The sequence below is a fragment of the Mycobacterium sp. genome (assembly GCF_029961025.1).
Lineage (GTDB): Bacteria > Actinomycetota > Actinomycetes > Mycobacteriales > Mycobacteriaceae > Mycobacterium.
Genome location: NZ_JASBVP010000002.1, coordinates 415864 through 440986, shown reverse-complemented (window position 1 = coordinate 440986; position 25123 = coordinate 415864). Strand labels below are relative to the sequence as shown.

The following is a 25123-nucleotide window of genomic DNA, read 5'->3' as shown; positions in this document are numbered from 1 at the left end:
TGCGTCACACGCGCCGATCAGCCGGGCGGAAACACTCTTCAAAAATCGGTCCCGACCGCCCCTACCGGTAAACTGGTGGATGCGACTGCTGCGGTGACCGGACCGCTCGCATGCAACCCCAAGGAGAGCTTCCCGACCGTGGCTGCCCAGAAGAAAAACGGCCAAGAGGAATACGGCGCCGAGTCGATCACGATACTCGAGGGACTCGAAGCCGTTCGCAAACGCCCGAGCATGTACATCGGCTCTACCGGCGAGCGCGGCCTGCACCATCTCATCTGGGAAGTGGTCGATAACGCGGTTGACGAGGCAATGGCCGGCTACGCCACCAGGATCGACGTTCGCCTGCTCGCCGACGGTGGCGTCGAGGTGGCCGACAACGGACGGGGAATTCCGGTGGCCACTCACGCGACCGGTGTGCCGACCGTCGACGTGGTGATGACCCAACTGCACGCCGGTGGCAAGTTCGACGGGCAAGCGTATGCCGTGTCCGGTGGCCTGCACGGTGTCGGCGTCTCGGTGGTCAACGCGTTGTCGACGCGGATGGAAGTCGAGATTTGCCGCGACGGTTACGAGTGGTTCCAGTCCTACGATCATTCCGCGCCCGGAACACTGAAGCAAGGCGATCCCACCACGAAAACCGGTACCGTGGTGCGATTCTGGGCGGACCCCACCATTTTCGAGACCACCGAGTATGACTTCGAGACGGTGGCACGCCGGTTGCAGGAAATGGCCTTTTTGAACAAGGGTTTAACAATTACCCTCACCGATGAGCGGGTAACCGCCGAGGAGGTCGTTGACGAAGTCGTCAGTGATACCGCTGACGCTCCGAAGTCTGCCGAGGAGAAAGCCACGGCGTCGCAGCAGAAAGTGCGCCACCGTAGCTTCCATTACCCCGGAGGCCTTGTCGATTTCGTCAAACACATCAACCGTACCAAGCAGCCGATCCACAACAGCATTGTCGAGTTCTCCGGCAAGGGTCCCGGCCATGAGGTCGAGGTCGCGATGCAGTGGAACGCCGGCTACTCCGAATCGGTGCATACCTTCGCCAACACGATCAACACGCATGAGGGCGGCACCCACGAAGAGGGCTTTCGAGCGGCGTTGACCAGCGTGGTCAATAAATACGCGAAAGACCGCAAGCTGCTGAAGGACAAAGACCCCAACCTCACCGGTGACGATATCCGCGAAGGGCTTGCCGCGGTGATTTCGGTGAAAGTTGCCGAACCGCAGTTTGAGGGTCAGACCAAAACGAAACTCGGTAACACCGAAGTGAAATCTTTCGTGCAGCGTGTCTGCAACGAACAGCTCACGCATTGGTTTGAATCCAATCCCGCAGACGCGAAGGTTGTTATCAACAAAGCGGTATCATCAGCACAGGCGCGGATAGCGGCCCGTAAAGCACGGGAGCTGGTGCGCCGCAAGACCGCAACCGATATCGGCGGACTTCCCGGGAAGCTGGCGGACTGCCGTTCGAGTGATCCCCGCAAATCTGAATTGTATGTGGTGGAGGGTGATTCGGCGGGCGGTTCGGCTAAAAGTGGCCGTGACTCGATGTTTCAAGCGATACTTCCATTGCGCGGCAAAATTATCAACGTTGAAAAGGCCCGGATTGACCGGGTCCTTAAGAACACCGAAGTGCAGTCGATCATCACTGCGTTGGGTACCGGAATTCACGACGAGTTCGATATTTCCAAACTACGCTACCATAAGATCATCTTGATGGCTGATGCCGACGTCGACGGCCAGCACATCTCGACCTTGTTGCTGACTTTGCTGTTCCGGTTCATGAAGCCGTTGATTGAAAACGGGCATGTGTTTTTGGCGCAACCTCCGTTGTACAAATTGAAGTGGCAGCGCAGCGATCCGGAGTTCGCCTATTCCGACCGTGAGCGTGACGGATTGCTGGAGGCCGGACTGAAGGCCGGCAAGAAGATTGACAAGGACGACGGTATCCAGCGCTACAAGGGCCTGGGTGAGATGAATGCGAAGGAACTGTGGGAAACCACGATGGACCCTGCGGCGCGGGTATTGCGCCGGGTTACTCTTGATGACGCCGCCGCGGCAGACGAGCTGTTCTCGATCTTGATGGGTGAAGATGTGGACGCTCGCCGCAGCTTTATCACCCGTAACGCCAAGGACGTCCGTTTCCTTGACATCTGAGTGGATCTTTCGGGGCAGAGCTGAGGGTCTGCTCTTTTTATTGACCGGCTGACGAGGAATACATGACAGATACGACGTTGCCGCCGGGTGACGGTTCCCTTGAACGGGTGGAACCGGTTGACATCCAGCAGGAAATGCAGCGCAGCTACATCGATTACGCAATGAGCGTCATCGTGGGCCGGGCGCTGCCCGACGTGCGTGACGGCCTAAAACCGGTCCATCGCCGGGTTTTATACGCGATGTTTGACTCCGGGTTCCGCCCGGATCGCGGTCATGTCAAGTCAGCGCGTTCGGTTGCCGAGACGATGGGCAACTATCACCCTCATGGCGACGCGTCGATCTACGACACCTTGGTACGTATGGCGCAGCCATGGTCAATGCGCTACCCGCTGGTCGACGGACAGGGAAATTTCGGGTCTCCCGGTAACGATCCGCCGGCGGCGATGAGATATTGCCTGACCAAGGACGCATTGGTGCGGTTGCCGTGTGGGCAGTCGGTGCGCATCGGCGACATCGTTTCGGCGGCCCAGCCCAACTCGGAGACCGCTATCGATATGAAGGTGCTTGACCGGAACGGAAACCCGGTCATCGCCGACCGGTTATTCCATTCCGGAGAACATCAGACCTACACCGTCCATACCACCGAGGGTTATGAAATCACCGGGACCGTCAATCATCCGTTGCTGTGCCTGGTTGATGTCGCCGGCGTGCCAACCTTGCTGTGGAAATTGATCGGGGAAATCCGCCCAGGGGACCACGTTGTGCTGCAACGGACACCGCCGGAGGAATTCGCCACACCGGGACCGAATGAAGCAATACAGTCGCACGCGCTCGGGATCGGCGATTGCACGTTCGACGCACCGCGGATGGTCTCGCGTGGCGCGCCGCCAACACAGCGACCCGCCGCGGACGCGGTACCCGAAGAGTTGTGGCAGGCACCCGCGAGGGTCAAGCGGGCCTTCCTGCAAGCCCTTTTTGAGAGCGACGGATCGTGTTGGACTCCCACGCCCCGGGCCGTTGAAATTCGCTACTCGACACCAAGCGCACGATTAGCCGCCGATGTCCAGCAGATGTTGCTCGAGTTCGGGGTGGTGTCGCGGCGGTACCGGCACGGCGCTGAGGAACACCGTGTTGTCATCACTAACCGCGCGCACGTCGAACTTTTTGCGCATCGGGTCGGCTTTGGCGGCGCTGCGCAGAAAAATCTGCTGACGATCTTGGCGCTGGCACCCGGCGACGCCGGGGTCGACGGTGACCGTGTTCCCGGGTTGGCCCGCTTTATCCGCCGGTATGCCGGTGGTACCCGCAGCGATCGCGATTGGCTGGCAGGGCATGACCTCGATCGCATACAACGCTGGCGGACCGATTCCGGGCAGATCCTCAAGCGGATCGCCGATCCGGATGTTCGCGCACTCGCCGCGGAGCTGACCGACGGGCGGTTTTACTACGCACGGGTGGCGAAGGTGACCGATGCCGGAGTGCAACCGGTGTTTAGCCTGCGCGTCGACACCGGCGACCATGCGTTCATCGCCAACGGGTTCGTCAGCCACAACACCGAAGCCCGGCTGACCCCCTTGGCGATGGAGATGTTGCGCGAAATCGACGAAGAGACCGTCGATTTCATACCCAACTACGACGGCAGGGTACAAGAGCCGACGGTGCTGCCGAGCCGATTTCCCAACTTGCTGGCCAACGGCTCGGGGGGCATCGCGGTCGGCATGGCAACCAACATTCCACCGCACAATTTACGCGAGCTGGCCGAGGCCGTCTTTTGGTGCCTGGACAACTTCGATGCCGACGAAGAAACGACGTTGGCGGCCGTCATGCAGCGCGTCAAGGGTCCCGACTTCCCCACCGCCGGGTTGATCGTCGGCTCGCACGGCATCACCGAGACCTACCAAACGGGCCGGGGTTCGATCCGGATGCGCGGCGTGGTCGAGGTGGAGGAGGATTCCAGGGGCCGGACTTCATTGGTGATCACCGAACTGCCCTATCAGGTCAACCATGACAACTTCATCACCTCGATCGCCGAACAGGTTCGCGACGGCAAGCTTGCCGGCATCGCCAACATCGAAGACCAGAGCAGTGATCGGGTCGGGCTGCGCATCGTCATCGAGTTGAAACGCGACGCCGTCGCGAAAGTGGTGCTGAACAACCTCTACAAGCACACCCAACTGCAGACCAGCTTCGGCGCCAACATGCTCGCGATCGTCGACGGGGTGCCCCGCACGCTGCGGCTGGATCAGCTGATCCGGCACTACGTCAACCACCAACTTGACGTGATCGTGCGCCGCACCAACTACCGGTTGCGCAAGGCCAACGAGCGCGCCCACATTCTGCGCGGATTGGTCAAAGCGCTCGACGCGCTCGACGAGGTCATCGCGTTGATCCGGGCTTCGCAGACCGTCGACGTCGCCCGGGCCGGGTTAATCGAGCTACTCGACATCGATGAAATCCAGGCGCAGGCAATCCTGGATATGCAGCTGCGCCGGCTGGCCGCGTTGGAACGCCAGCGCATCATCGACGACCTGGCCAAAATCGAGGCCGAGATCGCCGATCTGGAAGATATTCTGGCCAAACCCGAGCGCCAGCGGGCGATCGTGCGTGACGAATTAGCCGAAATCGCCGACAAACACGGCGACGATCGTCGTAGCCGCATTATCGCGGCAGACGGCGAAGTCAGCGACGAGGATTTGATCGCCCGCGAGGACGTCGTGGTCACGATCACCGAAACCGGCTACGCCAAACGCACCAAAACCGGCCTATACCGCAGCCAAAAGCGTGGCGGAAAGGGCGTGCAGGGCGCCGGACTCAAGCAGGACGATATTGTCGCGCACTTCTTCGTGTGCTCGACACATGACTGGATATTGTTTTTCACCAGCCGTGGCCGGGTGTACCGGGCCAAGGCCTATGAGCTGCCGGAGGCGTCTCGGACTGCACGGGGTCAGCATGTCGCTAACCTGCTGGCGTTTCAGCCCGACGAGCGCATCGCCCAGGTGATCCAGATCCACAGCTACGCCGACGCACCCTATCTGGTGCTGGCGACGCGCAACGGTCTGGTCAAGAAAACCCGGCTTACCGAGTTCGACTCCAACCGCTCGGGTGGGATCGTGGCGATCAACCTGCGCGACGACGACGAACTGGTCGGTGCCGTGCTCTGCTCGGCCGACGACGACCTGCTGTTGGTCTCGGCCAACGGCCAGTCCATCAGGTTCTCGGCCACCGACGAAGCGTTACGCCCGATGGGCCGCGCCACCTCGGGGGTACAAGGCATGCGGTTTAACGCCGACGACCGGCTGCTGTCGCTGAACGTGGTTCGGGAAGGCACGTATCTGCTGGTCGCGACGTCGGGAGGGTACGCCAAGCGCACCGCGATCGAGGAATACCCGGTGCAAAACCGGGGCGGCAAGGGGGTGCTGACAATCCAATACGATCGACGCCGTGGCCGGCTGGTCGGAGCGCTGGTGGTCGACGACGACAGTGAGCTCTATGCGATCACATCGGCGGGTGGTGTCATCCGAACGGCGGCGCGGCAAATTCGCAAGGCCGGGCGGCAGACCAAGGGGGTGCGGTTGATGAACCTGGCCGAGGGCGACACACTGTTAGCGATTGCCCGCAATGCCGAGGAGCCCGACGGCGCGCAGGAGTCGCCGAACTAAACTCGAGAACTCAAGCCGCCGCGAGACGACGAGACCGTTACTGCCCGGGCGGCCGGGTACCCAGCGAGGTAAGGAGCCGGGGTGACGCCACCGAACGAGCCGGGATACCCCAGGCCGGGCGATAGCCCGAACGGAAACACCCCGATCGACCCGGAGGGTTCCCGGCGCCCGCCGCCGGGGCCGGCCGCCGGACGCGTCTCGGACGCCGCGGACGTGCCGCCGGGGCAGCGAGGCGCCCGGAAACCGCCACCGGCGCACCGTCCGCTACCGGAACCACCGGGACGCAGCGGCAGCGGCTTGCCCGGCCAACCGGCGGAGGCGGGTCCTCGCCCGGCCTACTTCGTCTCGGAGGTACCCGTGCCCGGCATGCGGTCCGGTCCCCACCCCCGAGAGCCCGAACCCGCCGCGGAACACCGCGACCGCACCCGCAGCGAGGCCTATACCAGCGAGTTGCCCGACCTATCCGACCCGCTGCCACGCTCGGCGCAGCGCAGAACACCGCCGGAGCGTGCGCCGGGGGCCACGCCCGGGACCGACCGGCCGGTGGTTGCGGATCCCAGGGTGCAGGTAGCACGGCGACCACGCGGGCCAGTGCGGGCGAGCATGCAGATCCGACGCATCGATCCGTGGAGCACCTTGAAGGTGTCCTTGATTTTGTCTGTGGCGCTGTTCTTCGTCTGGATGATCGCGGTGGCGTTCCTGTATTTGGTGCTCGGCGGTATGGGCGTGTGGAACAAACTCAACAGCAACGTCGGCGACCTGCTGAACAGCAACACCGGCGGTGGCGGAGAACTCGTTTCCAGCGGCACCATTTTCGGTGGTGCGCTGCTGATCGGGTTGGTCAACATCGTTTTGCTCACCGCCATGGCCACCGCCGGTGCGCTGATCTACAACTTGACGACGGATCTCATCGGCGGGATCGAAGTGACCCTCGCCGACCGAGATTAGACACCGGCCCCGTGGTTGTCCGGTAGCGGCAGCGACGTGGTGGAATTGGGAGTCGACGATGAGTGCGGTAGTCTCGTCGCTCGCGAGTAGGGGCCTATAGCTCAGGCGGTTAGAGCGCTTCGCTGATAACGAAGAGGTCGGAGGTTCGAGTCCTCCTAGGCCCACGGCCATGTGTTGCCCGAGGCGCCTGGTGAAACTCGCGCTGCCGCTGGCGGCGATCGCGGTGGTGGTGGCGGCGCGATCACGACACCACGTCGAGGTGTGGCACCTGGCCGCCGGCCACCATGGGGGCCGGAATGAGGGGCCTTAGCTCAGCCGGTAGAGCGCTGCCTTTGCAAGGCAGAAGTCAGGGGTTCAAATCCCCTAGGCTCCACAAACAACGACCGCATCGCGCCTGCCGCTGGTAACCAACCCAATGCCCGGCGAGGAGCTACCGACATCGCCCGTCAAGCGGTTTACGGCGTCGGTTGCACGTCGACGCTGGGCGGCCGCGGTGACGGTTCCGGACGTGCCGAACGGCGAACCCCTATAACCGCAACAGCGCCGCCGGCGAGGAGCATCCCCGCGACGGCCACGATCGCCCACCGATGTCGGCCACGGCGCCGGAAGCGCCCCGGTTGCGGTAACAGCCGCGGCAGCCCGATCACCGCACCCCGTGCGGCGGCCGGCTCCGACGGGGTCGGTTCCTGGGTGGCGGCACGCTCACGGGCCAGCCTGGCCTGCCGGTAACGGCGCCAGACCGTGGCTGCCCCCGCCCGCGTGGAACGGACGCCGAGCCCGACGACACCACGGGTCACATCCACCGGCCCGACCGCCGTGTAGGTTAAGCCTCGCGTCAATCGCTGCCGAGGGGTCATCCGCGGTACCGCCTTCGCGCCCATGGCACGCCTTCCTGTCGAGCAGTTGATTCGGGTCTCCTCAGACTGCCATGCCCCGCCAGCGGTGGGCCGGAAACCGTCGGTGTGGACACCCGTGGCGGCGATGCCGACCGGTCGATGGCAGACTGTCACGGCGTGACCAACAACCCAATTCCGACCGCCACCGCTACCTTGCACACCAACCGCGGCGACATCAAGATCGCACTCTTCGGCAACCACGCCCCCAAAACCGTTGCCAACTTCGTGGGGCTGGCGCAGGGCACCAAAGACTATGCCACCCCAAACGCCTCCGGCGGCACCTCCGGCCCGTTTTACGACGGGGCGATCTTTCACCGGGTCATCCGGGGATTCATGATTCAAGGTGGCGATCCGACCGGGACCGGCCGCGGCGGGCCTGGCTATAAGTTCGCTGACGAGTTCCACCCTGAACTGCGGTTCGATAGGCCCTACTTGCTGGCCATGGCTAATGCCGGCCCGGGCACCAACGGATCGCAGTTTTTCATCACCGTCGACAAAACCCCGCATTTGAATCGGCGGCACAGCATTTTCGGTGAGGTTGTCGATCCCGAGTCGCGCCGGGTTGTCGACACCATCGCCGCTTCGCCCACCGACGGCCACGATCGGCCGACCGAACCGGTGGTCATCGAATCGATCACGATTTCTTAAAGCCGCCCCTGGTGAAAAGCGCCGCCGGCATAACCGGCGGCGATCAGCGCGTCGAGCACATTCACCGGGTCCATGCCGAGGTTCCAGCGAGAGAAGATCAGCAGGTGGCCGTCGACCCCTTCGATCTCGAGCAACCGCACCCGGCGACCGATGTGCCGGAACCCGGTGATCCGGATGCTTTTGATGTCTGCCCGGGGGACCATCTGGGTCCGAAACCAGCCCCGGACCAGCAGACCATCGGCGGTGATTGCCAGTTTTGGGCGGGCATGCCCGGAAGCGCCCGCAAACAAGATCAGGCCCACCGCGGCAACACCTGTCAAAAACCGGCCAGGCAGGTCTGTGACCAAGATCACACAAGCGATTGCCAGCAGGACACCTGCTGCGCCGCAGCCAGCGATTTCCGCCTTCCGAGGCGCCCATTCCGTTTGCTGCACAGCACTCCTGGTCGTGGTGAACAGCGCCGATCGAGTTATCCACAAGCGCTATCAACAATGGGGATAATCACATCTATGTGATTGAGTGACCACAAGATTGCTGCCGCGATAACGGTGGGTGTCTCAACGGTATCATTCACCGCCGAAGATACGTTACCGCCAGCGCATCGTCAGCAACAGACCGCTGATCATGAAAGCAAACGCGATGGCATAATTCCACGGACCGAGGTTGGCCATCCATTGCAGCACCGCGGGGGTATCGCTGCCGGCCGCCGCCAACTGGAACACCATCAACCAGATCAGCCCGGTGAGCATCAGCCCGAGGAACAACGCAACGAACCAAACGCTCGACGGCCCCGCCTTCACCTTCACCGGGGTGCGGCTTACCACTCTGGTGGCGAAGTCGTTCTTTTTACGGACCTTGGACTTAGGCATGGCCACCTCGAAGCGCTCGAGCGGACGCAACGATTACGCTGCACGCGTTGTTCAGCCAACAGATTAACTCACCGAAGACTAGCGAACGGAGAGCCGACGGCTCGCCCGATAACCCGGTCGGTGGGCCGGCCGGGCGCCCGGCTTGTCCGGTGGTGGCGGTGGGCCCGCCGAGCTACTGAGGCGGCCGACCAGACCGGGCGGTAGCCTGACACGGTGCGGATCCTGGTTGTCGACAACTACGACAGTTTCGTGTTCAACCTGGTGCAATACCTTGGGCAACTCGGGGTGCAGGCGCAGGTGTGGCGCAACGACGACACCAGGTTGTCCGACGAGGTCGCGGCCGCCACACGGTTCGACGGCGTGCTGCTCAGCCCGGGTCCGGGGACCCCGGACCGCGCCGGTGCGTCGATCGGGTTGGTGCGTGCCTGCGCCACGACACGCACCCCGCTGCTGGGGGTGTGCCTGGGACACCAGGCGATCGGGGTGGCGTTCGGCGCCACCGTGGATCGAGCACCAGAGCTGCTGCACGGTAAGACCAGCACCGTGTTTCACACGAATGTTGGTGTCCTAGAAGGACTTCCGGATCCGTTCACCGCGACCCGCTATCACTCGCTGACCATCGTGCCGCAAACCGTGCCGGCCGCGCTGGAGGTCACCGCCCGTACTCGTAGCGGGGTCATCATGGCGGTCCGCCACACCGAGTTGCCGATTCACGGGGTGCAGTTCCATCCGGAGTCCATCCTGACCGAGGGGGGCCACCGGATTTTGGCCAACTGGCTGGCTTATTGCGGGCAACCCCGAGACGAGGCGCTGATACGCCGGTTGGAGACTGAGGTGGTAGCCGCCGTGTTGCGCCCGCACACCCCTGAACATTCGCTGACCGCCGTGGGCTGCCCAACGCTGCCCGGGCAGCCGGAGGCCGCTACTGGCCGAACTTCAGCGTGATAGGAGCGTCCTTGTTGACGCCCTGGCCGGGTGCCGGGTTTTGATAGACCACGCGGTTGTGGTTGGCTCCGCCGGCGTCGACATCGGCTCCCTTGATCAGCACGCCGGTCCACCCCAGCGCACGCAACTGTGGTTCCGCCTCGGTCCAAAATAGCCCGGCGAGGTCGGGCATCACGAACTGGTTGCCCTTGGACACTTTCAGCTCGATCACCGAGTCAACCGGAACGGTAACGCCCGCAGGGGGATTGGTGCCGATCACGTCGCCAGCCGGACGGGGACTGTCCACCGCGGCTTGACTGAATCGGCTGAAACCGTAGACGGTGAGGTTTTTTTCCGCCAGTTCAACCGTCTGGCCGGCGACGTCGGGAATCTGCTTGGTGGCCGGGCCGGAACCGATGATGATGGTGATCTCGTTAGTGATCGCCGAGGTCTGGTTGGCCGGCGGGTTGGTGCCGATGACACGGCCTTCCATTTCCGGCGTCGACGGGGAGTTGGCTCGCTTGAACCGGCTGAACCCGGCGGCTTTGAGTTTCTTCACCGCCTCGCCGTAGCTCAGCGAGGAGACGTCGGGCAGTTCACGCTGCTCGGGTCCGGTAGACACGTCGACGGTGATCTCGTCCCCCGCCGCCACCGAGGAGTTGGCGGCGGGATCGGTACCGATAACGTGGTCGGGCGGTACCGAGGAGTCCGGCCTTTGCAAGGTGCGCGTCTTAAAACCATGGTTTTGCAGCGTGGCGATCGCGTCGGCGGACGCTTGGCCGCGCACGTCGGGAACTTTAACCTCCCGGGAATCGCCGCCGAACGCGTTGATCAGAACGCTGACAACCACGGTCAGCACCGCCAGTACCGCAACCGCGACCAACCAGCGACCCACCGACCCGCCGGTGTGGTCATGGGCAAAGTCGAGGCGACGCGACGGCGAGCCGGTGCGCGCCGCCGCGCGATTCGCGTGGTTAGTGCCGTGGCCGGACGCCAGCAGCCGGGTCCGCTCAGCCTCGGTGAGCACCTTAGGAGCTTGCGGGGGCTCACCGCTGTGCACCCGGATCAGGTCGGCCCGCATCTCCGCAGCCGTTTGATAGCGGTTCTCCGGGTTTTTAGCGAGCGCCTTGAGGACCACGGCATCGAGGTCGGCCGAGATACCTTCACGTCGTTGCGACGGCGGCACCGGATCTTCGCGGACATGCTGATAGGCGACGGAAACCGGCGAATCACCGGTAAAAGGCGGCTCGCCGGTAAGGATTTCGTAGAGAACACAGCCCAACGAGTAGACGTCGGAGCGTGCGTCGACGGTGTCGCCGCGGGCCTGTTCGGGCGAGAGGTACTGCGCGGTCCCGATGACCGCCGCAGTCTGGGTGACCCTGTTGCCGCTGTCCGCGATGGCCCGCGCGATGCCGAAGTCCATAACCTTCACCGCATTGGTCGAGGTGATCATGATATTTGCCGGCTTGACGTCGCGGTGGATGATGCCGTTCTGATGCGAAAAGTTCAGCGCTTGACAAACATCGGCGATGACCTCGATGGCCCGTTGCGGTGGCATCGGCCCTTCGGTGTGCAGGATGTCGCGCAGGGTCACACCGTCGACGTACTCCATGACGATGTAGGGCAGCGGACCGGCCGGTGTCTGGGCTTCCCCGGTGTCATATACCGCGACGATCGCCGGATGATTCAACGCCGCCGCGTTTTGCGCCTCCCGCCGGAAGCGGAGGTAGAAGCTGGGGTCGCGGGCCAGGTCGGCGCGCAGCACTTTGATCGCCACGTCGCGGTGCAGCCGTACATCGCGAGCGAGGTGCACCTCGGACATGCCACCGAAGCCGAGGATTTCACCGAGTTCGTAGCGGTCGGACAGATGTTGTGGGGTAGTCATCGCGGTATCTCACGTCGGGCCGGCGACTCGTGCCGCAGCGGCCGCAGCGGGACAACCGAGCCGGCTGCGAACACCCGCCGCTCCCCCGCAAGCGAGCCGGATCCGCCCGGTGGGGGGAGTTGCGGCTGCGGGTGCCGCCCTCCAGGATTATTCGTTCCCCGGCGGTCCGTCCACTTGGACGGCCGTACCGTCGGCGACCCGGCGGACGTTGTGCTGCTCGACGGAGTCCCGGTGTCGGTCACCGTGGGGGTGGCGGGCTGTTGCTGGCCGTTTTGATTGTGAGCATTGATGACAATGAGCACCGCGATGATGATCGCCAGCGCTCCCAGCACGCCGGCCGCCCAGAGCAGCGCACGCTGACCCGACGAAAACGTGCTCCGCGGGGGCGGACGGTGACCACCCGTCGTGGGTCGGGAGCGGTGCGCTGCCGCGGACCGGCCGGTGGGATTGACCGCCGCCCGCGCCGGTGAGCCAGACGGGATAGCGGCCGGAGCCGCCCGTCCGACGGGCATTTGGCTGGGGCGTGGCGGTCGACGGCCGGCGCGAACCGCGGCTACGGCGTCAGCGAACGGCCCGCCGCTTTTGTAGCGCAGCTGAGGGTTTTTGGCGAGGGTGATCTCGATGAGTTCACGCACGTTGGGCGGAATGTCGGTGGGCAGCGGCGGCGGCGCTTCTTTGATGTGTTTCATCGCCACCGTCAAGGCACCGTCACCGGTGAACGGTCGTTTACCCGAAACCGCCTCGTACCCGACAACTCCCAACGAATACACGTCACTGGCCGGCGTCGCCTCATGGCCAAGGGCCTGCTCCGGAGCGATGTATTGGGCGGTGCCCATCACCATGCCGGTCTGGGTGACCGGCGCAGCGTCAACAGCCTTGGCGATACCGAAGTCGGTGATCTTCACTTGGCCGGTGGGGGTGATCAGGATGTTGCCGGGTTTGACGTCCCGGTGCACCAGGCCGGCCGCATGCGCGACCTGCAGGGCGCGTCCGGTCTGCTCGAGCATGTCGAGGGCATGGCGCAGTGACAGCCGGCCGACTCGCTTGAGCACCGAGTTCAGCGGCTCACCGTTGACCAACTCCATCACCAGATAGGCGGTACGGCCCTCACCGTCCATGGTGGTCTCGCCGTAATCATGGACGCTGGCGATCCCCGGGTGATTGAGCATCGCGGTGGTGCGCGCCTCCGCCCGGAACCGTTCGATGAACTCCGGGTCGGAGGAGAACTCGCTCTTGAGTACTTTAACCGCGACTCGCCGGCCCAGCCGGTTGTCCACGGCCTCCCATACCTGTCCCATGCCGCCGGTGGCGATGAGGCGCTGCAGGCGGTACCGGCCCGACAGCGTCACACCCACTCGCGGGGTCATGGTCCCCCCTGCAGCGCGGCCTCGATCACCGCCCGCCCGATCGGTGCGGCGAGTGCACCGCCGGTCGCGGCACGTCGATCGGCGCCATTCTCCACCAGCACCGCGACCGCCACCTTTGGGCGTTGTGCGGGCGCAAAGGCGATATACCACGCGTGCGGAGGGGTGGTGCGGGGGTCGGTGCCATGCTCTGCGGTACCGGTCTTGGAGGCGATCTGCACGCCGGGGATGGCCCCTTTCTGCTCTGTGACGTTCTCGGCGCCGACCATCAATTCTGTCAGCTTAGCGGCGACCTGCGGCGAGACCGCGCGGCGCTGCACGTGCGGGGTGGTGGCGCGGATGGTAGCCAGGTCCGGCCCGGTGAGGCTATCGACCAGGTAGGGTTGCATGGTCACACCGCCGTTGGCGATTGTGGCGGCCACCACCGCGTTCTGAAGCGGTGTCAGGGCGACATCTTTCTGCCCGATCGCCGACATCCCCAGTGCGGCGGTGTCCGAGATGGGACCGATGGTGGATTCGCCGACTTGCAGGGGAATGGGCGCGGGTGGGTCGTCTATCCCGAACGCCTGTGCGGTGCTGCGCAGGGCGTTGGCACCGGTGAGAATACCCAGTTGGACGAAGGCGGTGTTGCAGGATAGCGCGAAGGCTTCACGCAGGGATACCGTCGGCTCGCCGCCGCAGGGTGCGCCGCCATAGTTCTCCAGCACGGCGGAGCTGCCCGGCAGCGGGATCTTGGGGTCCGCCGTCAACTGCTCGTCATCGGTGGCCCCGGCTTGCAGCGCCGCCGCGGTGGTGATCACCTTGAAGGTGGAACCGGGCGGATACGTTTCGGAGATGGCGCGATTGATCATCGGGGAATCGGGGTCATCGCGCAACCGCTGCCAGGCCGCCGCCTGCTCTTGGGGGTGGTGCGACGCCAGCAGGTTGGGGTCATACGACGGCGATGACACCAGCGCCAGGATTTTGCCGGTGGCGGGCTCAACCGCGACGATCGCACCCTTGCACGGCCCGTCGCAGCCCTGCTGCAGCGCATCCCAGCCGGCCTGCTGGACGCGGGGGCTGATCGTGGTGTTGACATTGCCGCCGCGGGGGTCACGGCCGGTGAAAAAGTCGGCGAGCCGCCGGCCGAACAGCCGCTGGTCGGAGCCGTTAAGGAGGGCGTCTTCGGCGCGTTCGAGGCCCGTGCTGGAATAGCGCAGCGAGTAAAAGCCGGTAATCGGTGCGTACATCGCAGGTTTGGGGTAGACCCGCAGAAAATGAAACCGGTCGTCGGTGGCTACCGAGTACGCGAGCAACTGCCCGTGGGCGGTGATCTGGCCCCGCTGACGCGAATATTCGTCGAGTAGCACCCGCTGATTGCGCGGGTCGGCGCGCAGTCCGTCGGCGGTGAACACCTGCGTCAGGGTGGCGTTGAGCAGCAACAGCACGACCAAGGCCATCACGGTCACCGAGATGCGGCGCAGCGAGGCGTTCATGCGCGCCTGATCACCTCGGTGTCGGTGACCGCGAGCGGCACCGTATCACGGGCCCGGGTGCCGAGCGGACGCCGGGCCGCGTGCGAGATCCGCACCAGAATGGCCAGCAGGAGATAGTTAGCCAGCAAAGACGACCCGCCGTAGGACAGCCACGGCGTGGTCAATCCGGTTAATGGGACGAGTTTGGTCACGCCGCCGACCACGATGAACAGCTGAATGGCCAGCGTCGACGCCAGGCCCCCGGCCAGCAGTTTGCCGAAGCTATCGCGGATGGCGATCGCGGCACGCAGTCCGCGGACGATGAGGATGGTGTAGAGCATCAACAGACCGGACAAACCGACCAGGCCGAGTTCTTCGCCGAACGCCGCGATGATGAAATCGGTGGATGCCGCGGGCACGGTGTCGGGCTGTCCGTTACCCAGCCCGGTGCCGAAGATGCCGCCAGTAGCAAAGCTGAACAGTGACTGGACGATTTGGTAGGAGCTGCCCTCGGGGTCGGCGAATGGATGCAGCCAGGTCTGCACGCGGACCCGGACGTGCCCGAAAATGTGATACGCCACAACACTTCCCGCAGCGAATAACGCCAGCCCGATGACGATCCAGCTCAGCCGCTGAGTGGCCAGGTACACCACCACAAGAAAGGAGGCGTACAGCAGCAGCGAAGTACCCAAGTCCTTTTCGAAGACCATCACACCCACCGCGAGCACCCAGGCCGCCAACAGCGGAGCCAGATCCCGCGGACGGGGTACGGTTATGCCCATGACATGTATTCCGGCGCTGGTGAATAGGCCGCGTTTGGCCACCAGGACCGCGGAAAAAAAGATGAGCAGCAGGATTTTGGAAAATTCCGCAGGCTGGATTGAAAATCCCGGAAACCGGATCCAGATTTTGGCACCGTTATGTTCGGAGAATGACGCCGGCAGCAGCGCCGGGACGGCTAGGATCACCAGGCCGGCGAGCCCGCAAGTGTAGCCGTAGCGCGCGAGTCGTCGATGGTCTTTGAGCAAGGCCACCGTCACAGCGAATGCGGCCACACCGATCAGGGTCCACAGCATCTGCTGGTGCGCGCTGGAATGGGTACCGACACCGGCCGCACCGTCGGCGATATCCAGCCGATGAATCATCACCAGGCCTAAACCGTTGAGCAGCGCCGCGACCGGCAACAGCAGCGGATCCGCACAGGGGGCGAAGCGCCTGACGGCCAGGTGCGCGCCGCCGAAAAGCGCCAGGAAGGCGAGCCCGTAGCCACTCAGATCCCAGCGCAGGCCCCGGCCTTGGCTGGCCTGCACGATGAGCAAAGCCGCGACGATGATCACCGCAGCGAAGCACAACAGCACCAGTTCAGCGTTGCGCCGAGTCGGCAGTGCAGGGGTCACCGCGACCGGCGGCTGGGGCTGAGTCGTCATGCCGCCGTCCGGCAGTCGATGCCCGGCTGAGGTGGCGGCGGAATCGTCCTCGGTGGGGGCGACGGGGTCGCCGGCGTGCTGCCCGGCGGTGGGCAGGGCGGCAGCAGCGAGCCACTGCCCGCCAGATCGCGCAGCTGCTTGATCGCCTCATCGAGGCTGCCCGGCCGCAGGCCGGACGCGACCTGTTGGCGCGTCGACGGACGCAGGTCCGAGAGCTTCAGCAGGTGGCAGTCACGGCGGTCCGTTGCCGGGGCGTAGCTTATTTGTGACAGTTGGCCCCGACTGTTGAGGCAGCCCTGCTGATAGGGCGTCTGCAACGGCACACCCAGCATCGATCCCTGGATCCCCCGCATGATGGTTACGGTGCCGCCATATCCGGTCACGTAGTAGTAGCTGCGGATGACGTTCCAGCCGATGGCCAGGCCGGTCAGGAGCAGCAGCACCCCAAGCGCGATGCCGATCGCTATTCGCCGCCGTGACTTCTGCGGTGGCGCGACCGTGCTGGGTTGCGGCACAGTGGGTTTGGCAACATCTTTGGAAGCGCTCACGGCGGAGGCCCGGCCGGCGGCGGTGTTGGGCAGCGTCAGCTGGTCGTCATCACCGGACACCGCGCCCGCCAGGATCGGCTGGGTTTGTCCGTAGTCCTCATCGCAGACGTCGGCGACAATGACGGTGACGTTGTCGGGGCCGCCGCCACGCAGCGCCAGTTCGATAAGCCGGTCGGCGCTTTCCTCCACGTCGGGGATTTGCAGTGCCTCGAGGATGGTCTCGTCGCTGACCGGGTCGGACAGTCCGTCCGAGCACAACAGATACCGGTCCCCCGCACGGGCTTCCCGCATGATCAGTGTGGGTTCGACTTCATGGCCGGTGAGGGCCCGCATGATCAGCGACCGCTGCGGATGGCTGTGCGCCTCTTCGGAGGTGATCCGGCCCTCGTCGACCAGGGTTTGCACGAAGGTGTCGTCCTTGGTGATCTGGGTCAGCTGGCCGTCGCGCAGCAGGTAGGCGCGCGAGTCGCCGATGTGCGCCAGTCCGAGACGGTTGTCTTCGAACAGGATCGCGGTCAGGGTGGTACCCATCCCCTCGAGATCGGGATCCATCTCGACCTGCGCGGCGATCGCGGAGTTGCCCGCGCGAACTGCGGCGTCCAGTTTGCCGAGCAGGTCTCCCCCGGGTTCGTCATCGTCGAGGTGAGCTAATGCCGCGATGACGAGCTGCGAGGCCACCTCTCCGGCCGCGTGGCCGCCCATGCCGTCGGCGAGGGCCAGTAATCGCCCGCCGGCATACACCGAGTCCTCGTTGTTGGTACGAACCAGGCCGCGATCGCTGCGAGCCGCGTAACGAAGGACCAGTGTCACGGGCGCAACTCGATTACCGTTTTGCCGATTCGGACCGGCGTCCCAATCGGAACTCGTACCGCCGTCGTCACCTTCGCCCTGTCAAGGTAAGTACCGTTGGTCGATCCTAGATCCTCGACATACCATTCTGATCCGCGCTGCGACAACCGCGCATGCCGCGTCGACGCGTAGTCATCGGTCAGCACCAGCGTCGAGTCGTCGGCGCGCCCGATCAGCACCGGCTGGCCGGTGAGGGCGATACGGGCCCCCGCCAGCGACCCCTCGGTGACCACGAGATAGCGCGCCGATCGCCGCCGCCCACGCGAAGGCAGCAGCGGACCCCGCAACGCCAAGCCCCGCCGCACCATGACGGCACCGGTCGGCGAGTAGATGTCCGTGCGCAGGACCCGCAGCACCGACCAGATGAACAGCCACAGCAGCGCCAGGAACCCGGCACGCGTCAGTTGCAGCACCAATCCCTGCATCTGACGCCCCTTCCGTTCTGACGACGCAGGTCTCGCGCCCGCGAATCCGAGCCCATATCAGCAACGTCACGATACTTGGACGGTGGCCAACGTGGGGTGAAGCCGGCGAACGGGTCGATTGGGTCAGCTCATTGGATGTGGACGATGATCTCGGAGTGTCCTAGACGGATCACGTCGCCGTCGGCCAACTGCCACTCCTGCACCGGAGCGTTGTTCACCATGGTGCCGTTGGTGGAGTTGAGGTCGGACAGCAGGGCAACCTGGCCGTCCCAGCGGATCTCCAGGTGCCGTCGCGACACCCCGGTGTCCGGCAACCGGAACTGGGCGTCTTGTCCGCGGCCGATGATGTTGGAACCCTCGCGCAACTGGTAGGTGCGCCCGCTGCCATCGTCGAGCTGCAGGGTAACGGTATGTCCGGCCGGGGCGTAGCCGGACTGCCCATAACCGCCGTAGCCGCCGGCTTGGCCGTAGTCACCGGCTTGGCCGTAGTCACCGGGAGCGGCCGACTGTCCATAGTCATAGTCCCTGCCGGGGGGTTCGGCGTATCCGCCGCCGGGCGGTGCGTACACCCCGGCCGCGGAAGCATCGCGGTACTGCGGGTAATCGGGTCGACTGTAATCCTGCCCGCCGTACCCCGGACCGCCCGGGTAGGCCTGATCGTAACCGCGCGCCGGCTCGGGATAGGGCGGCCGTTGTTCCGGTGGGCCGTAGGGTCCATGGCCGTAGTCGCTGTAGCCGCCGTAACCCTGCTGGCCGCCGGGGGGGCCGTATCCACCGCCTTGGCGATAGCCCGCATCATAGCCTTGAGCAGGGCCCGGGCCAGGGCCGTAACCGCCGGGGGGGCGTTGTTCGTAGGGGGGCGGATAACCACCGGGCGACTGCCCAGGGTACCCATGGTCGGGGTAGCCGCCACCCCGACCGGGGTAACTGGGCGGAGGATACCCGGGCTGCGGTGGATAGCCGCCCGAGTCCGGTGAATAGCCGCCCGAGTCCGGTGGATAGCCCGGCGCCTCCTGGCCGCCACGGGCGTCCCCGCCACTGCGGGGCTCGTCGTGCTGATATCCCTCCTCGTAATACTCGTCGCCGGGCCGCCCCTGCCCCGGACCGCCGCGATAGCTGGAATTCTCGGTCATTGGTGGTACTCCTGGTTCTGCGTTAAACGCCTGATCAGATTGTGCCGGGGCGAAATTTCCGGTTGCCGGGTGGGAGCGGGCATCGGGGTTGACAACACCACGGGCGCGGAACTGGCCGGGATGCAAGTTCGTCGACCGGTCAAATCCGACGACCACCTCACCATACGTTTGCCATCCCTGTCCCCTGATATATCCCGCCAAGTGTTGAGCAAAAACAGCCGCCGTGAAATCCGGGTCGGCACTCGCCGTCTCGTAGTGGTTCCCACCGAGAGTAATGATGTATTCGTTCGGTGCCAAAGGCCGGCCAAAGGCCGATTGCCACGTAGCGGCCGAACACCAGCGGCGGCTTCGCGCTGCAACACGGTTTCCAGCTCTTGCGGGACGATCGATCCCCCGAACACCCGGGCAAACACATCACCCGCGGCGGCCTCGAGTTTGCGCTCGACGCGCTGAACTAGCCTCTTCCGGCCGTTCATTTCCAGCGCTCGCCTCACTCGTCCTGAAAGTACCCCTACCCTAGGGCCGACAACCCTCCCGCGTGCCATATCATCGGTTTCCCTTTCCAGTATGCTATCGGGATCCGGCGCGGTGCCCCGCCACGGCGTTCGCGAACAGCCCCTCGGGCCAGTTCAACAGCCAGTTGCGGGTTGTCCAGGTGATGCGAGCCGACGCCTTCTGCGCTTGGAAGCAGCGGGAATGCCTGGCTATAGTGGTAGCCTCGACAGGCCGTCGGGCGAGTGGCGGAATGGCAGACGCGCTGGCTTCAGGTGCCAGTGTCCTTCGGGACGTGGGGGTTCAAGTCCCCCTTCGCCCACCGTATTCGGCCCATGTTTACCGTATTTACTCGGCCTTCGGACACCGTGGCGGGCTACGCCGCCGGACTCGGGCCGACCCGGACGATAGGGAGCTGAAACACCTTCGTCGCTACCGGAGTGGAATCATGTTCGCGCCGGGCGAGGAGGGCTTCGTTCTCGGGTAACTGCCGGGAGTTGATTTCGCCGACGGCGATGCGGCGCAGGAGGTCATGGGCGCGAGCCAGTTGTTCGCGCTTGCGGTATTGCCCACCGGGAAGCTTGACGCCGGCCCAGACGCCGTATTCCTCGCGGTGGTCGATGGCGTGCCGGGCGCATCTGCGCTGCTGGGCCAGCGGGCAACGGCGCAGGCACAGCAACCGCGCCTCGGTGGCCGATTGTTCATAGACCCGCGCCTTGGCGGCACCGTCGCCGCCGTCATCATCGGCGTAACCGAACCAAAGTTCCGGGTTGACCGAGCAGGGGTATCCCATCGTGTCCTCGCTCCCGATAGACTGAAACGTAGGGAAAAGCGTATATGACTTGACCCGCCGTCGCAAGGAAACGCCGACTAAATCATATATACACATATATATGTTGAGGTCCGGGTACTATTCGGGATTATGGCCGGAGCGCTACGATGAGCCGCGAATCGGCGGGGGCGGTCATCCGATCGCTCCGCGAGTCACGCGACTGGTCGCTGGCCGATTTTGCGGCCGTCACGGGGGTCAGCACCATGGGGTTGAGCTACTTGGAGCGCGGCATCCGCAAACCCCACAAAAGCACGATTCAGAAGGTCGAAAACGGCTTGGGTCTGCCACCTGGCACTTACTCCAGGCTCGTGGTCGCGGCTGACCCCCATGCGGAGCTCGACCGATTACTGGCAGCAAAGCCGCCGACTTCGGGTTCACCGCGACCGAGGCACGCGGTCGTCGTCGACCGGCATCCCGACACCACAGTGCTCGAGGGGTACGCGGAGGCGCAACTTGACGCCCTGAATTCGGTCATCGACAGGCTGCCGTCGACGACATCAAATGAATACGAGACGTATATTCTGTCTGTGATCACGCAGTGCGTGAAGGCCGAGATGCTGGCCGCTAACTCCTGGCGGGTGGCGGTGAACGTGGACGTCGATTCGGCTGCTCGGCTGATGGACCATCTGCACTCCCTTGAAGCCACCCGCAGAGCTTTGTTGGCCCGCATGCCCGCCAGTTTGGGTACCCGACTCGAGCAAGCGTGTGCGCGTTCGTTGCTGCCGGAAACGGTGATCGCGGCGCTGCTGGGTGTCACCGTCGACGAGATGTGGGAGATCCGCAATCGGGGTTTGATTCCTCCCGGAACACTGCCGCGGGTGCAGGCCTTCGTCGACGCCATCAACTCCCCGGGCCGCAATTTCGCCGATCGGGCCGGTGCTGAGCCCGGGAGCTCATCGTGATACCAGGCGAACTCGAGGTTTTAAGCCGCGCCCATGAGTTGTTCACCGGCGGCACACCCGCTGTGAAGCTGGACCCGGGCGCCGTGCACTACGGGGACTTACCGGATCGGGCCGCGAGCATCACCGCCGGTGGGGCGCGGCAACAATACCAACTTGCGGTGCAGGGCACCCGCGAAGCCCTGCAGTCGGCCGCTCGGACAGATGCCATGTTCGCCGACGTCATTGCCCGCGCTCGGCGCGATCACGCTCGGGCCCGCCAACTGACAAAGAGTGTTCTCGCCGAGGCCCGTGCCGACGCCGCCGCGGTATCTGACAGCCCGATGGCCCAGCGCGAGGCGATCCGCCGCGGGGTGGCGCGGCTACGCGCCCAACGAGGTCATGTCTTGTCGGCGCGCCGGAGGGTGGAGCTGCATCACGCGGCGCTGCGGACCCTTCGTTACCGGATGTGGCGCCGGCACAATCGCGGGCCGAGTGGTGTGCGGCCGCCGGCATCGATGAGCCGCGCCGCCATCGCGGTGCGGGCGGCGCTGTCGCGACTGGGTCGCCCCTATGCCTGGGGCGCGGCCGGACCCGATCGGTTCGACTGTTCGGGGCTGGTGCAGTGGTGCTACGCGCAAGCCGGCATCCACCTGGACCGCACCACCTACCAACAGATCCACGACGGGATCCCGGTGTCGCGTTCCCAGCTGCGGCCCGGTGATCTGGTCTTCCCCCACCCGGGCCACGTGCAGATCGCCATCGGCAACAACCTGGTCGTCGAAGCGCCTCATGCCGGCGCCCCGGTGCGAATCAGCCCCCTGGGGCGTAACGTCCAAATTCGGCGGCCGGTCCTATAGCCGGGTTCAGCCGAGATGCGGAGCCGAGCAGGAGGTTCATCGCATGACAGCACAACCGGGCCGGCTGGCAGCCGCTCTGCAAGCCGGGCAGGCGGCCTTAGCCCGCCGCGGCGGGGTTGCGGCGGAGGCCGACCGGGTGCTGGCCGACGTGCTGGCCGCAGCGCATGCCACGGTTGTGGAAGGCGCCGCCCGGCTGAATGAGATCGCCGCCGAGATCGACGACGCTGTGCGCAACCAGGCTGCGCTCGCCGTCAACACCCCGATGGGTGCGCGTGAGTTCCAGCGGTTCCTGATCGCCAAACACCGCGAGATCATCGCCGTGGTGTCGCATGCGCACGAGATCGACAAGCAAAAACACACCGCATTGCGGGCTTTGCGGCCCAAGTACGGCATACCCGCGGACAGCTGAGGTGCAGGCCATACTGTTGGTGCCGATCGAGGTGAATTGTTGCCGGCAACGTGGCTGGGTACTGTCCCGGCATGCAAGGACCGCGACACCGTTGGTCTTCGGGCACCCGGGCATCTGGCTAACTGATGGCCACGCTAACCGGTGGCTCGATGATCCACCCAGCGACGATAGCTGGTGCGCCGTCAGCCATATCGCCAACGGGTACGCCTACCCCTGATCGGCAAGAAGGCCAGGCCGCCGTGGTGATAAGGGATGCGGAAGCCGCGCTGGCGCACCAGAACTCGGTGACCGCTCAACTCGACCTGCAGGTGATCACGGCGATCCTGAATGCCCATCTAAAAACCGTCGCGGGAGGAGCGGCGCTGAGCAATCTGCAGCACGACATCGAAACGGCGGTGCGAACCCGAACCGACCTGGACACTCCCGGCGGAGCGAGGGATTTTCAGCGGTTCTTGCTCGGCAAGCTCCGCGATATGCGTGCCGTGGTGGCGAGCGCCGACCTCGACGACACGTCCGAGTCTGCATTGATGGCCGCGTGGACGTCGCTGTACAACGCTTCGAGGACACACCAGGGAATCGCGCCCGAGGCGCCGGCGGCGCAGGCGGCCCCAGCGTCATCACCGCGCAGCACCGGACTCCCGACAGTGTCCGACGCCGGGTTAGCACCCGAAGCCGACGTGTTGCCCACCGATGACCCCGGTTGGGCGCTGCCCGACCCGCAGCCGCCGCTCCCGTCTTCGCCGGCACCGCTGGCGCCGGCGATGCCGAGCATCCCCGGATTCGGCGGAGGGATGATGCCGGGTGGGGCGACGCTGCCGAGTTCGATGCCGGCTTGGGGCATGCCGGGCGGAGTTCCGGTTACCGGGCCGTTGACCACCGGTGACGACCGTCGGCTGCAGGACTCCGGCGACACCCCGGGGGCTGAGGATCCGGTGGACGGGGTGTTGCCCGACGGACCCGACGACAACCCGCCGGACGGGGATGCCGGTGCGGAATCGCGCGGAGCGCCGGAGCCGCCGACCCCAGGGCCGACGACTGTGACACTGCCCGATGGTGACACCGTCACCGCCGCCAGCCCGCAACTCGCCGCGGCGATCAAGGCCGCGACGAGCGGCACCCCGATCTCTGACGCATTCCATCGGCAGGGGATCGCCATCCCGCCCCCGGGAACCCCGGTCGCCGAGCCAATCGATCCCTTAAAGCTCACCCCCGGCGACATCGGTATCTACACCGATCGCCACGCGCTGGCCCTCGGAAATAACAAAGTCCTGCTCAACGGCCAGATTCAAGACATCGCCACCGTTGGGGGGCCGGCCTTTCTAGGCTGGGAACATCCACCGCCACCAACAGCGGTACCAGCGACCGGAGCCGACGCGCCGACACCTACCCGCCCGGCGAGTACGAGCGTCGTATCGGTTTAGGAACAGGATTTGAGGAACACGCCGACTCACCCCGGCCCACAGGGAATAAATAGGCACCTAAACACGCAGAGAAGCAAAATCAAAATAAGGACAAAAAGGAGACGCATGATGACCGATGGCGTCCACGTTGTGCTCTCGAACCTGCGGGAAGCCGCCCGCCATCATCGAGAGGTGTCGGACTATCTACGGACCGTCCCGGCGACACATGCGGCGATCCAAAACAGTTTGGACTCGCTGGGGCCGATCTTCGCCGGGTTGCGAGACGCCGGGCGAGAACTGCTCGAGCAAAGACGGCAGTGCTACGAGCTGCAAGCCGACGCCCATGCGGCAATGGCTGACAACCTGGAGGCCTCAGCAGACCTGTGGGAACAGCACGAGGCAGAGGCGGCGGGCAGGCTCGAACGTCTTCGCGACGATGGTCGATGACGGATCCCAATCCCGCGTTCGACACGGTTCACCCCAGCGGACATATCCTGGTGCGCTCCTGCCGCGGCGGCTATATCCACAGCGTCGCCCTGAGCGAGGCGGCGATGGACACCGCAGCGGACACGCTCGCACGGGCGATCCTGCTGACCGCCGATGTGTCGTATCTCAAGGCGTTGATGGAAGTGCGGGGTGAAATAGTCGCCGCCGGACACACTCCGTCGGCGGAGGTGCCGACGCCCCGCGACCTGGAGGTGGCAATCGAGAAGCTGTTGGCGCACAAGCTGCATCGCCGTGGGGACGAGTAGAGCCTAACGCACCCAGGTTTTGACGACCCGCTGATCCGGTGCAATATCGGCCGGTGGTTCGACGGGATTCGGCCCGAACAATTGTTGCGCACGAACCAGCAGAGCGCGCAATTCATCTAATTGCCGCTGCAGCCCAGCCTCAGCCATGGCCATACGCTACCCAAGCCGCTTCGTGCCCACAATTCACCACCGGCAACACCGTAATCAGCTGCCGATGGGCCCGGGTGCTGGCCGATGGCGAGAGCGCCAGCAGCAGGGTTTGGGGTGGGAAACACGTGAGCCGATCGGTCACACGGCGACGGTACCCTTAT

General features: G+C 64.9%; 22 protein-coding genes, 3 tRNA genes and 1 pseudogene. 14 read left to right on the top strand and 12 right to left on the bottom strand.

The window, feature by feature from the left end; genetic code table 11:
- Positions 1–138: 138 nt before the first annotated feature.
- The 5 genes from gyrB to QJR12_RS02790 all read left to right on the top strand — a co-directional run bounded on the left by gyrB (position 139) and on the right by QJR12_RS02790 (position 7140).
- The gene (gene gyrB, locus QJR12_RS02810) at positions 139–2160 is read left to right on the top strand and encodes a DNA topoisomerase (ATP-hydrolyzing) subunit B (RefSeq protein WP_300576533.1); all 2022 of its coding nucleotides are present in this window, start codon (positions 139–141) and stop codon (positions 2158–2160) included.
- 62 nt (positions 2161–2222) lie between these two features.
- Entirely contained in the window at positions 2223–5819 is a 3597-nt protein-coding gene (gene gyrA, locus QJR12_RS02805; RefSeq protein ID WP_300575950.1) for an intein-containing DNA gyrase subunit A, read from the top strand.
- Positions 5820–5900: 81 nt separating this feature from the next.
- Positions 5901–6767, top strand: coding sequence for a DUF3566 domain-containing protein (locus tag QJR12_RS02800; protein ID WP_300575947.1), 867 nt, complete (start codon positions 5901–5903; stop codon positions 6765–6767).
- A 90-nt stretch (positions 6768–6857) separates the two neighbouring features.
- Positions 6858–6931 (top strand) — tRNA-Ile (locus tag QJR12_RS02795).
- Between the two features lie 136 nt (positions 6932–7067).
- Positions 7068–7140 (top strand) — tRNA-Ala (locus QJR12_RS02790).
- Between the two features lie 82 nt (positions 7141–7222).
- On the opposite strand, the gene cwsA is transcribed toward QJR12_RS02790, so the two are convergent.
- Complete coding sequence (gene cwsA, locus QJR12_RS02785; protein ID WP_300575945.1) at positions 7223–7648, bottom strand: cell wall synthesis protein CwsA; 426 nt, start codon at positions 7646–7648, stop codon at positions 7223–7225.
- 114 nt (positions 7649–7762) lie between these two features.
- Here cwsA and QJR12_RS02780 point away from each other — a divergent pair, with 114 nt between their 5' ends.
- The gene (locus tag QJR12_RS02780) at positions 7763–8311 is read left to right on the top strand and encodes a peptidylprolyl isomerase (protein WP_300576530.1); all 549 of its coding nucleotides are present in this window, start codon (positions 7763–7765) and stop codon (positions 8309–8311) included.
- On the opposite strand, the gene QJR12_RS02775 is transcribed toward QJR12_RS02780, so the two are convergent.
- The gene (locus QJR12_RS02775) at positions 8308–8745 is read right to left on the bottom strand and encodes a PH domain-containing protein (protein WP_300575943.1); all 438 of its coding nucleotides are present in this window, start codon (positions 8743–8745) and stop codon (positions 8308–8310) included. The genes QJR12_RS02780 and QJR12_RS02775 overlap by 4 nt on opposite strands.
- A 153-nt stretch (positions 8746–8898) precedes the next feature.
- Positions 8899–9180, bottom strand: coding sequence for a cell division protein CrgA (crgA, locus tag QJR12_RS02770; RefSeq protein ID WP_300575941.1), 282 nt, complete (start codon positions 9178–9180; stop codon positions 8899–8901).
- A 213-nt stretch (positions 9181–9393) separates the two neighbouring features.
- Between crgA and QJR12_RS02765 the strand changes: the two genes are divergently transcribed.
- A complete protein-coding gene (locus QJR12_RS02765; protein WP_300575939.1) occupies positions 9394–10125 on the top strand; it encodes an aminodeoxychorismate/anthranilate synthase component II in 732 nt (243 codons plus the stop codon).
- Here the strand turns inward: QJR12_RS02765 and pknB are convergent.
- The 7 genes and pseudogenes from pknB to QJR12_RS02730 form a co-directional block, all read right to left on the bottom strand.
- Positions 10103–11989 carry a Stk1 family PASTA domain-containing Ser/Thr kinase gene (pknB, locus tag QJR12_RS02760; RefSeq protein WP_300575936.1) on the bottom strand — a complete coding sequence of 629 codons (1887 nt, stop codon included), beginning with the start codon at positions 11987–11989 and terminating at the stop codon, positions 10103–10105. The genes QJR12_RS02765 and pknB overlap by 23 nt on opposite strands.
- Positions 11986–13356, bottom strand: a complete 1371-nt coding sequence (locus QJR12_RS02755) for a serine/threonine-protein kinase (RefSeq protein ID WP_300575933.1) — start codon at positions 13354–13356, stop codon at positions 11986–11988. Before QJR12_RS02755 ends, pknB begins: the two co-directional genes overlap by 4 nt.
- Positions 13353–14828 (bottom strand): D,D-transpeptidase PbpA, encoded by a 1476-nt coding sequence (pbpA, locus tag QJR12_RS02750; RefSeq protein WP_300575930.1) that lies wholly within the window; start codon positions 14826–14828, stop codon positions 13353–13355. The genes QJR12_RS02755 and pbpA overlap by 4 nt, the downstream gene beginning before the upstream one ends.
- Complete coding sequence (locus QJR12_RS02745) at positions 14825–16234, bottom strand: FtsW/RodA/SpoVE family cell cycle protein (protein ID WP_300575927.1); 1410 nt, start codon at positions 16232–16234, stop codon at positions 14825–14827. The genes pbpA and QJR12_RS02745 overlap by 4 nt, the downstream gene beginning before the upstream one ends.
- Entirely contained in the window at positions 16231–17592 is a 1362-nt protein-coding gene (locus QJR12_RS02740) for a PP2C family serine/threonine-protein phosphatase (RefSeq protein ID WP_300575924.1), read from the bottom strand. The genes QJR12_RS02745 and QJR12_RS02740 overlap by 4 nt, the downstream gene beginning before the upstream one ends.
- Entirely contained in the window at positions 17589–18056 is a 468-nt protein-coding gene (locus QJR12_RS02735; RefSeq protein WP_300575921.1) for an FHA domain-containing protein, read from the bottom strand. Before QJR12_RS02735 ends, QJR12_RS02740 begins: the two co-directional genes overlap by 4 nt.
- Before the next feature lie 128 nt (positions 18057–18184).
- Positions 18185–19665, bottom strand: a pseudogene (locus QJR12_RS02730) (DUF3662 and FHA domain-containing protein).
- A 255-nt stretch (positions 19666–19920) separates the two neighbouring features.
- Here QJR12_RS02730 and QJR12_RS02725 point away from each other — a divergent pair.
- Positions 19921–20003 (top strand) — tRNA-Leu (locus tag QJR12_RS02725).
- 54 nt (positions 20004–20057) lie between these two features.
- Here the strand turns inward: QJR12_RS02725 and QJR12_RS02720 are convergent.
- Positions 20058–20474: a WhiB family transcriptional regulator gene (locus tag QJR12_RS02720; protein WP_300575919.1), complete on the bottom strand. Its 417-nt coding sequence runs from the start codon at positions 20472–20474 to the stop codon at positions 20058–20060.
- Between the two features lie 146 nt (positions 20475–20620).
- Here QJR12_RS02720 and QJR12_RS02715 point away from each other — a divergent pair, with 146 nt between their 5' ends.
- The 6 genes from QJR12_RS02715 to QJR12_RS02690 all read left to right on the top strand — a co-directional run bounded on the left by QJR12_RS02715 (position 20621) and on the right by QJR12_RS02690 (position 24812).
- The gene (locus QJR12_RS02715; RefSeq protein ID WP_300575916.1) at positions 20621–21415 is read left to right on the top strand and encodes a helix-turn-helix transcriptional regulator; all 795 of its coding nucleotides are present in this window, start codon (positions 20621–20623) and stop codon (positions 21413–21415) included.
- Positions 21412–22251: a C40 family peptidase gene (locus QJR12_RS02710; RefSeq protein WP_300575913.1), complete on the top strand. Its 840-nt coding sequence runs from the start codon at positions 21412–21414 to the stop codon at positions 22249–22251. Before QJR12_RS02715 ends, QJR12_RS02710 begins: the two co-directional genes overlap by 4 nt.
- 43 nt (positions 22252–22294) lie before the next feature.
- Positions 22295–22660: a DUF4226 domain-containing protein gene (locus QJR12_RS02705; RefSeq protein WP_300575910.1), complete on the top strand. Its 366-nt coding sequence runs from the start codon at positions 22295–22297 to the stop codon at positions 22658–22660.
- A 239-nt stretch (positions 22661–22899) separates the two neighbouring features.
- The gene (locus QJR12_RS02700; RefSeq protein WP_300575909.1) at positions 22900–24081 is read left to right on the top strand and encodes a DUF4226 domain-containing protein; all 1182 of its coding nucleotides are present in this window, start codon (positions 22900–22902) and stop codon (positions 24079–24081) included.
- A 108-nt stretch (positions 24082–24189) separates the two neighbouring features.
- Positions 24190–24507, top strand: coding sequence for an ESX-1 secretion-associated protein (locus QJR12_RS02695; protein ID WP_300575906.1), 318 nt, complete (start codon positions 24190–24192; stop codon positions 24505–24507).
- Positions 24504–24812: a DUF2694 family protein gene (locus QJR12_RS02690; protein ID WP_300575904.1), complete on the top strand. Its 309-nt coding sequence runs from the start codon at positions 24504–24506 to the stop codon at positions 24810–24812. Before QJR12_RS02695 ends, QJR12_RS02690 begins: the two co-directional genes overlap by 4 nt.
- 3 nt (positions 24813–24815) lie before the next feature.
- On the opposite strand, the gene QJR12_RS02685 is transcribed toward QJR12_RS02690, so the two are convergent.
- Positions 24816–24959, bottom strand: a complete 144-nt coding sequence (locus QJR12_RS02685; protein ID WP_300575902.1) for a hypothetical protein — start codon at positions 24957–24959, stop codon at positions 24816–24818.
- Between the last annotated feature and the right edge of the window lie 164 nt (positions 24960–25123).

Coding starts and splice junctions, on each gene's coding strand:
- gyrA (WP_300575950.1), top strand. CDS start 2,223: ATGACAGATACGACGTTGCCGCCGGGTGACGGTTCCCTTGAACGGGTG.
- cwsA (WP_300575945.1), bottom strand. CDS start 7,648: ATGGGCGCGAAGGCGGTACCGCGGATGACCCCTCGGCAGCGATTGACG.
- QJR12_RS02780 (WP_300576530.1), top strand. CDS start 7,763: ATGGCAGACTGTCACGGCGTGACCAACAACCCAATTCCGACCGCCACC.
- crgA (WP_300575941.1), bottom strand. CDS start 9,180: ATGCCTAAGTCCAAGGTCCGTAAAAAGAACGACTTCGCCACCAGAGTG.
- pknB (WP_300575936.1), bottom strand. CDS start 11,989: ATGACTACCCCACAACATCTGTCCGACCGCTACGAACTCGGTGAAATC.
- QJR12_RS02755 (WP_300575933.1), bottom strand. CDS start 13,356: ATGACCCCGCGAGTGGGTGTGACGCTGTCGGGCCGGTACCGCCTGCAG.
- pbpA (WP_300575930.1), bottom strand. CDS start 14,828: ATGAACGCCTCGCTGCGCCGCATCTCGGTGACCGTGATGGCCTTGGTC.
- QJR12_RS02745 (WP_300575927.1), bottom strand. CDS start 16,234: ATGACGACTCAGCCCCAGCCGCCGGTCGCGGTGACCCCTGCACTGCCG.
- QJR12_RS02735 (WP_300575921.1), bottom strand. CDS start 18,056: ATGCAGGGATTGGTGCTGCAACTGACGCGTGCCGGGTTCCTGGCGCTG.
- QJR12_RS02720 (WP_300575919.1), bottom strand. CDS start 20,474: ATGGGATACCCCTGCTCGGTCAACCCGGAACTTTGGTTCGGTTACGCC.
- QJR12_RS02715 (WP_300575916.1), top strand. CDS start 20,621: ATGAGCCGCGAATCGGCGGGGGCGGTCATCCGATCGCTCCGCGAGTCA.
- QJR12_RS02705 (WP_300575910.1), top strand. CDS start 22,295: ATGACAGCACAACCGGGCCGGCTGGCAGCCGCTCTGCAAGCCGGGCAG.
- QJR12_RS02695 (WP_300575906.1), top strand. CDS start 24,190: ATGACCGATGGCGTCCACGTTGTGCTCTCGAACCTGCGGGAAGCCGCC.
- QJR12_RS02690 (WP_300575904.1), top strand. CDS start 24,504: ATGACGGATCCCAATCCCGCGTTCGACACGGTTCACCCCAGCGGACAT.
- QJR12_RS02685 (WP_300575902.1), bottom strand. CDS start 24,959: ATGGCTGAGGCTGGGCTGCAGCGGCAATTAGATGAATTGCGCGCTCTG.